Origin of the sequence: Myxococcus vastator (assembly GCF_010894475.1) — a bacterium.
GTDB lineage: Bacteria > Myxococcota > Myxococcia > Myxococcales > Myxococcaceae > Myxococcus > Myxococcus vastator.
On sequence record NZ_JAAIYB010000367.1, the window covers coordinates 1 to 8689 of the forward strand.

4 protein-coding genes and 1 pseudogene are annotated in these 8689 nt (G+C 71.0%); 2 read left to right on the forward strand and 3 right to left on the reverse strand.

What is annotated here, in order from left to right; genetic code table 11:
* A partial coding sequence (locus G4D87_RS28285; RefSeq protein ID WP_504112698.1) for a sigma-54-dependent transcriptional regulator family protein occupies nucleotides 1–894 on the reverse strand: 894 nt, incomplete at its 3' end.
* A 358-nt stretch (nucleotides 895–1252) separates the two neighbouring features.
* Here G4D87_RS28285 and G4D87_RS28290 point away from each other — a divergent pair.
* On the forward strand, nucleotides 1253–3094 hold the full coding sequence (locus tag G4D87_RS28290; protein ID WP_163785825.1) for an OmpA family protein: 1842 nt from the start codon (nucleotides 1253–1255) through the stop codon (nucleotides 3092–3094).
* A gap of 20 nt (nucleotides 3095–3114) precedes the next feature.
* Nucleotides 3115–7206, forward strand: coding sequence for a DUF4215 domain-containing protein (locus tag G4D87_RS28295; RefSeq protein ID WP_163785826.1), 4092 nt, complete (start codon nucleotides 3115–3117; stop codon nucleotides 7204–7206).
* Between the two features lie 111 nt (nucleotides 7207–7317).
* Here G4D87_RS28295 and G4D87_RS28300 read toward each other — a convergent pair whose 3' ends face one another.
* Both G4D87_RS28300 and G4D87_RS28305 read right to left on the reverse strand, forming a co-directional pair.
* Entirely contained in the window at nucleotides 7318–8229 is a 912-nt protein-coding gene (locus tag G4D87_RS28300; RefSeq protein WP_163785827.1) for a DUF2381 family protein, read from the reverse strand.
* A 37-nt stretch (nucleotides 8230–8266) separates the two neighbouring features.
* A pseudogene (locus G4D87_RS28305) lies at nucleotides 8267–8689 on the reverse strand (serine/threonine-protein kinase); the annotation flags it as partial.

The window sequence follows — 8689 nt, forward strand, 5'->3', positions numbered from 1 at the left end:
GCGCCAGGCCGAGCCCCGCGAAGCAAGACGCGTCTCCAGCGCCACGCCACGCAACGCGGCGTCCGTGAGCGCCCGCCACGAGACACCCAGCGCCGCCTCCACGGCCACGGGCCCCTGCCCACCGAGCAGCGCGCGCGCGGCCGCGTTGCAGCGACTCACCCGCCCCATCGGCTCGACGACGAGCACCGGGCCATCCTCACGCGACAGGCGCGACTCCAGCCCACCCCGCGCCACCGCGGCCACCCGGGCCCAGGCGACTTCGCGCAGCCGCGCCTCGGCGGCATGGGCCACGCTGGCCACCGCCACCAGCACCAGCGGATCCGCCGCGCCAGCCGGCCCCGTGACGTCCAGCACGGCCACCAGCTCCCCGAAGGGGTCATGGACCGGCGCCGCGTAGCAGACGAGCCCATGGTGCCGCTGCGCGTAGTGCGCCGGCCCCACCACCGCGACCGCGGAGGACTCCGCCAGGGCGGTGCCAATGGCATTCGTCCCGCGAGACGTCTCGTCCCAGCAGGCCCCCTCCACCAGGCGCACGTAGTCCGCGTGGTGGGTGAAGTCCCCGCCCGAGCTGCGCGTCGCCAGGATGACGCCCTCGCGGTCCGCGAGCAGCGCCACCCGACCTGACGGAAGGGGCGCCGCCGACAACAGCTCCAGCATGCCGCCCAGCTCGTGCCACACCGGCTCCAGCCGGGCGCGGCGCTCGATGAGCGCCAGACTGCCCACGCTGGGACCTTCGTCCGGCTGCCCCGTGCTCGGCGCGCCCAGCAACCGCGAGCGCTGCCAGCGGGGGAGGATGGAGCGCAGCTCCGGGCGCAACCCCGCCTCCCCGTCGAGCGCACCCACGAGGAACTGCTCCCACAGGAGCGGTGATGCGCTGAGCGTCAGCGTCCCCAAGGACCTGGAATCTTGGTTGAATCCCGCCGGGGACAACAACCTGGGAACACCGCAATGTTCCTGTCCCAACCTGACGCAGTGCGCCACGCGGCTCGGGTGGCCCCCTCCCCCCACCTCCGGAGTCCGGGGCCAGGACCTCGCCTGACACGTCATTGACGCGTCCGGCGGCGGCGCGACCCACGCGCTGACACGTCAACCGCCCGCGTCCGGACCCAACCCACTTCACAGGTCCCTCTCACACACCTCCGAGGTCGCCCCCGCGACAAACGTGGCGCGTTGTGTGCAGAACAGTCCCTGTCTCAAGTATGGCGGACGCCCGCGTGCGCTTTTCCGGCGACACGTTGAGGGGGAGGAACTCTTGTCTTCACATCCGTATCACCCATGGCTTGGAGGGCTGGCCGTCCTCTGGGCGGTCACGGCCCAGGCCCAGGCGCAGCGCATCCCCGGCATCGAGCTGGAGCGGCTGCAACTCAATCCCGGTGCACGCGACAGCCTGGTGCTGTCCACCGGCGACCTCATGTCCCGCGGCGAGTACCGCCTCGGCTTCACCGGACACTATGAGAAGGAGCCCCTGGTGCTCGTCTCCGGTGGAGCGCAGCAAGGCGTCATCGTCTCCAATCGCGTGACGGTCCACCTCAGCGGCGCCTATGCCCTCACCGACTGGCTGGAGCTCGGCGCGCAGGTGCCCATCGTGTCCCAGTGGGGACCGGACACCGCGGCGCTGGGCGTCGCCACGCCCTCCACGAGCGCGCTTGGCACGCCGTGGGTCCAGGCGCGCGCGGGACTCCTCTCCGAGCAGCGCGGTGGGCTGATGGATTTGGGCCTGCACCTCGGCGCGGCCCTGCCCATTGGCAGCACGGAGACGCTCACCCGGGACCAGGGCTTCGTCTTCTCGCCTCGGCTCGGCCTGGGCAAGCAGCTGGGCGGCACGTGGCGCGTGGGCGCCGACCTGGGCGCGCTGGTGCGGACCCAGACGTATGCGCTGTCCCCCAACACGCAGCCGCACCTCGACGAGCTGGGCACGGAGCTGAACGGCGGCGTCAACCTGTCCGCGGGACTGGCCGGCTTCCGGCAGGAGCTGGTGGTGCGCGGCACCCTGCCCGTCGCGGACGCGCCGGAGTCGATGGAGGTGCTGCTGGGCGTGCGCGTCCCCATGCCCGCGGGCACGGAGCTCTACGCCATGGGGGGCCCTGGCTTCGGCAGCACGCCGGGCACGCCGTCATTCCGGGTGCTCGCCGGCCTCACCTTCGGCACCCCCGCCTCCACGCCCAACGCCTGTGTGGAAGGGCAACCCCATGACCCCGCCCGCTGTCCGGACTTCGACCTGGACGGCGACGGCATCAAGAACGCCGCGGACCGCTGCCCCACCGACGAGGGCCTGTCGGAGCTGTATGGCTGCCCGGACGGGGACGACGACGGCGACGGCCTGGCGAACCTGGCGGACCGCTGCCCGAAGGAGGCGGAGAACTTCAACGGCTTCGAGGACCACGACGGCTGCCCGGATGACCCGGACACCGATGGGGACGGCCTCTCCGACGCCAAGGATTCGTGCCCCGACCAGGCCGAGGACAAGGACGGCTTCCAGGACGAGGACGGCTGCCCCGACCCGGACAACGACAACGACGGCGTGCTCGACACCGCCGACCGCTGCCCCAACGAGGCCGGCCCCAAGGAGAACCGCGGCTGCCCCGACAAGGACACCGACGGTGACGGCCTCGTCGACCGGCTGGACAACTGCCCCGCCGAGCCCGGCCCGGCGAAGAACCACGGCTGCAAGGAGAAGCAGCTCGCGCAGATTGGAGAGAACCGCATCCAGCTGCTCGAGGCCGTCTACTTCGAGAACAACAAGGACGTCATCATCGCGCGCAGCAACAAGCTGCTCGACACGGTGGCCAACATCCTCATCGCCCACCCGGAAGTGGAGAAGGTGCGCGTCGAGGGCCACACCGACAACCGCGGCAACGCGGACTACAACCTGGACCTGTCGCAGCGCCGCGCCGACGCGGTCGTGCACTACCTGGTGAGCAAGGGCGTGGCCCGGGAGCGGCTGGAGTCCAAGGGCTTCGGTCCGTCCCAGCCCATCGCCGACAACGACACCACCCAGGGCCGCGCGAAGAACCGTCGCGTGGAGTTCAGAATCGTCGGCGACGCAGAGGGCGTGCAGACGCAGCAGGGCGAGCCCTCCCCCGACACCCACTGAGAACCGAGGCAGACATCCCCATGAAAACGCGTGTCCTCTTCAAGACGGCGGCGCTCTGTCTCGCGCTGCTCTCATCCCTGACCGGCTGTGACTCGGGCGGCGCCCGCACAGCCTCGGCCCCCCCCGAGCCCGTGCTCGTGAGCCAGTCCGCCTCCCTCGTGGGAGACGGCCAGCTCGAGCCCGGCGAGGAATGTGACGACGGCAACACCACCAGCGGCGACGGCTGCTCCGCCACCGGCACCCTCGAAGCAGGCTACCTGTGCCACGTGCCCGGGCGCCCCTGCTCGCTGGCGAGCCTGTGCGGCAACAGCGTCGTCAACTCCGGCGAGGCCTGCGACAGCGACGGCTCTGACTGCACCGCCACCTGCGACCTGTCCCTGTGCGGCAACGGCGTGTTCGACAACCGCGCCCACCCGTCCTACGCGCAGGAGGTCTGCGACGACGGCAACCGCTTCGAGGGCGACGGCTGCAGCCGCCTGTGCGAGGTGGAGTCTGGCTTCGCCTGCGCCGGCAGCCCCAGCCGCTGCGTGCGCGCGGGCGTGACGGTCTTCAACACCGGCGTGGACGAGAACAACCGCCGGCTGGAGGTCGGCCCGGATCCGCACTGGTTCTACGCGGGCACCACCACGGGCGCGGCCACCGGCTCGCGGGCCGCCAACGACTGGCCCCAGGAAATCCAGACCGCCCGCTTCATGGCGGCGCCGCTGGGCGCGCCCGTCTGCGTGTACCAGGACTTCATGGTGCCCTCGACGACCAACGTCTCGCAGTTCCGCCTGCGGCTGGCCACCTTCAACGACAACCAGTTCGACAGCGCGCGGGTGAACGGGCAGGACTTCACGCCCACCGTCGTCAACGACCCGGCGGGCCAGCCCTGGCAGAAGAACATCTTCCGCGAGTTCGGCGCCAACGCGCCGTGGCGCGCGGGCCTCAACCGCATCGAGCTCTGCAACGAGAACGCCGCCACCGAGCCCAACGCGTTCCGCTACCTGTTCGTGGACGCGTACGACGACCGCTGCGGCGACGGCGCCGTGTCCCTGCGCGAGGAGTGTGACGACGGCAACACCGCCGACGGTGACGGCTGCTCCGTCTCCTGCGGCATCGAGCCGGGCTACGGCTGCACCGGCCAGCCCAGCACCTGCGCCCAGACGTGTGGCAACGGCACGCTGAACCCGGGCGAGCAGTGCGACGACGGCAACGCCACGGCGGGCGACGGCTGCAACGCGAGCTGCCGCGTGGAGTCCGGTTACGCCTGCCCCACCCCGGGCCAGGCCTGCTTGATGACGTGCGGCGACGGCGACATCGACCCGGGCGAGCAGTGCGATGACGGCAACGCCTACGACTCGGATGGTTGCTCCTCGGCGTGCCGCATCGAGCGCGGCTACGAGTGCCAGGGCGCTCCGTCCACCTGCGCGCCCCTGTGCGGCAATGGCCGGATGGACGCGGGCGAGCTGTGCGACGACGGCAACACCACGCTGGGGGATGGCTGCTCCAACGCCTGCACCCTGGAGCTGGGCTACGCCTGCCCCGCCCCGGGCCAGGCCTGCGTGCTCACCTGCGGCAACGGCGACGTGGACCCGGGCGAGCAGTGCGACGACGGCAACCTGGACCCTCAGGACGGCTGCGGCACCGAGTGCCGCGTGGAGGATGGCTACGCCTGCAGCACGCCCACCACCGGCCCGTCCGTCTGCGTCGCCAGCTGCGGCAACGGCGCCCTGGACGTGAACGAGACGTGCGACGACGGCAACGCCACCAACGGCGACGGCTGCTCGACGGGCTGCCGCGTGGAGACGGGCTACACGTGCAGCGGCGCGCCCAGCACCTGCGCCACCCTCTGCGGCGACGGCATCCGCGCGGGCGCCGAGGCGTGTGACGACGGCAACACCACGGCGGGCGACGGCTGCAACGCCACCTGCTCGGTGGAGCCGGGCTGGAGCTGCCCTGGCGCTGGCAACCAGTGCTTCTTCACCTGCGGCAATGGCACGGTGGACAGCGGCGAGGCGTGCGACGACGGCAACTTCGACAGCGGCGACGGCTGCAGCGGCAGCTGCCGGGTGGAGGATGGCTATTCGTGCAGCGGCGCGCCCAGCACCTGCGCCACCACCTGTGGTGACGGCGTCCGCGCCGGCGCCGAGGTGTGTGACGACGGCAACCTGAACAACGGTGACGGCTGCTCCTCGCGCTGCCTCCTGGAGGACGGCCAGCCCTGCAGTGCGTCTGGCGTCTGCGAAGGCGGCTTCTGCAACCCCACCACCAACACCTGCACCAGCCCCAACGCCTGCGGCAACGGCGTCCTCGACGAGGGGGAGCTGTGCGACGACAGCAACACCTCGGCGGGCGACGGCTGCAACGCCACCTGCGCCATCGAGGACGGGTTCGGCTGCACCGGCATCCCGTCGGTGTGCGCCGTGACGTGTGGTGACGGCATCAAGGCGGACAGCGAGGCCTGCGATGACGGCAACACCACCCCTGGGGACGGCTGCTCGGCCACGTGCGCCGTGGAGAGCGGCGCCGCGTGCCAGACGGCGGACGTCCGCGTGTTCCTCACCCGCCAGGGCAACGCGAGCTGCACGCAGGTGTCGGACATCGACGCCCCCGCGCTGCCCGACGCGGCCATCCAGGCCGGGCTGGGCGTGCCGGGCCGCTACCGCATCCGGTACGTGTCCGGCGCGGTGAGCTACTCGGGTGGCGCCAACTGGTACCCCGGCGTCATCGGCGTCAACGCCAACGCGGGCACGCAGGTGCAGGGCTTCTCGCTGGGCCTCACGCCGCCCGGCGGTCCGGGCTCGGCCACGCGCGCCGAGGCCATGCCCCTGGGCTTCCCCCTGTCCCGCGACTTCACGGCGGCCACGGGGGACGTGCGCATCGCGCTGGTCGACACCGACTGCGACCTGGCCAACAACTCCGACACGGCGGTGACGTATCGCGTGGACGCGCTGTCCATCTGCCAGACGGCCCCTGTCGTCACGTCCCCGACGCCGGGCGGCACCGCCGGTGAGGAGCTGGAGGGCACCGCCACGCCGGGCGCCACCGTGGACGTGTACCTGGACGGCGACCCCGCCCCGGTGTGCACCGTCGTCGCCGACGCGGAGGGGAACTGGAGCTGCATGCTCCCGACGGACCTGGAGGATGGGCCGCACACCGCCGTCGTCACCTCCACCTTCCCGGGCGCGCCGCAGACGTCCACGACGGTGGACTTCATCATCGACGACTCACCGTCCGCGCCTCCAGTCATCACCGGGCCCGCCGACGGCGCGGTGCTGGACACGCAGACGCCCGTGCTGAGCGGCACGGCGACGCCGGGTGACCAGGTAACGGTGTACGAGGGCGGCACCGTCCTCTGCACCGCCACGGCCGATGCGGCGGGGAACTGGAGCTGCACGCCCACCACACCCCTGGCCGAAGGCCCGCACACGGTGACGGCCACCGCCACGCCTCCGGGTGGCAGCCCTGGCCCCACCTCCACGCCCGTCACCTTCACCCTCACCCTGTCCACGACGGAGCCGCCGGTCATCACCGGGCCCGCCGACGGCGCGGTGCTCGACACGTCCACGCCGCCCCTGAGCGGCACGTCCGCGCCGGGCACGGTGGTGACGGTGTACGAGGGCGACACGGTGCTCTGCACCACCACCACCAACGACGTGGGCGCGTGGAGTTGCACGCCGACCCAGCCGTTGGAGGAGGGCCCGCACACGGTGACGGCCACCGCCACCGACGACCAGGGCCGCACCAGCGAGCCCTCCGCGCCCATCGAGTTCAGCATCGACACCCAGGAGCCCGACACGTTCCTCCCGCGCACGCCTCCCTCGCGAGGCGGCGACCGGACGGCGACCTTCGAGTACGACGCCTCCGAGGACGACGTCACCTACGCGTGCAGCTTGAACGGCGGCCCCTTCGAGCCCTGCCAGGACAGCTATGACGTGGGCGAGGGGCAGCACACCCTGCGCGTGCGGGCCACGGACCGCGCGGGCAACGTGGACAGCACGCCCGCGGCGTACGCGTGGACGGTGGAGCTCACCCGGGCCTTCGCGGGTGGCGGCTGCAGCGCGGCGCCCGCCGCGTCCTGGCTGGCGCTCCTCGGCCTGCTGGGCCTCCGCCGGAGGAAGCGCGGCTAAGGGCTGAGCGCGACACCTTTCCGCCGGGAGGTCCACATCTCCCCCAGAGGCCCCCCCGCCGGCCTCGTGGACCTCCCGGCGGATTTTTCATGTCCGCATGGGCCCAGAGCTTCAGGGGAAAGTGACGTTGCCAATCGTCACCGTGCGGGGACCCTCTGCCTCCCACAGCTTGAGCGAAAAGGAGCCTCGCGCGGACTCAGCGGACGCTTCTGCTTCGATCACCACGCGCCCAGCCTCATCTGATGCAATGGGTGACGCCTGCCACACGCGGAGCACCTTCAATTCAGTTCCAGAGGGCCCGTGAAGTGTAGCGCCACTCGCGCTCCACGGCAGTCCTCCCCGCAGGCCCCGCAGGGAGACTTCAAGGGCGACACGACTCTTCGAGCGGAAGCTTTGAACGATGAAGGGCTCAAGGAAGCTCCTCCGGTCCGAGGAAACCGTCTTGGTCACGTCCCGACCGGCCACGCCGTTCACATCGATGCCGCCGGTCGCGAGCAATCCCGCGAGGCCCCTCGGAGCGCCATGCTCCGACACCAGCCGCGCATTCTCTTCCTGGTACCGTCGCATCTCGGCGCGCGCCTCCCTCGCTTCCTGCTGGTACGATTCAACAGTTCTCGCGCTCCGGTACACCTCGACAAGGCTGTCCGCGCGCGCGGGATGAACCGTCAGCAGGAACGAAGCGCCAGCAGGCGCTGCGCCGTCGCGGAAGCGCACAGACACCCGGAACTTCTCCCCGGGAATCCCCTGCTCCGAAGGAACCAGCCGCAGTGTCGTGCGGCCCACGTCTACATTCGAAAAGACGTGCCTCCCCTCCAGTGCAACCCCTTCTTGAGCCAACTCCGAGTCGAAGAGAAGCACGGTGGACAAACCGGGGCTGACTGCAAGCTCGGTCAGCGCACCTGAGTCATCCGGCCCCAACTCGATTCGCCGAGCGCCGTTTCCCGACACCATGTTCCCCTGAGCCGCCGCGCTCCCCGCCAGGAGCGAGAGCCAGAGGAGAACGACTGATGATGTTGCATGCATCCGTCCACGACTCCCTCACGCGGCACCCTGCGCCGCGTCACTCAAACTCGCGCACCGCCCTCACATCGCCGCTCGTGAAGACACGGGCCGAGGTGGGACTGTCGTCTCCTGGCTCCCGCTCCAGCCCCTTCACCAAAGACAAAGAATTCAACTCCAGGCACACGGGAAAGCTCTTTCCAGCGCGAGTGCGCGCATGGGTGAACCGGCCATAGACGCGGTCACTCACGATGAGGCGCCCAGAGAAGATGGTGGAAGTCGGTATGCGATTCCACCTGCCGAGCAACTCCACTTCAGCCGGACGATCCGTCACCGTGATGACCTGCGGCCTGCTGACCAGAAAAGTCACGCCATGGTGGTCTTCCACTTTGACGCCCCACTTCTCCATCTCCTCAACGGCCCCGTCCGGGCACGGCTCCGGGGGCGGGGGCGGGCGCACCTGCGCTGCGGGGCACGCCAGCCC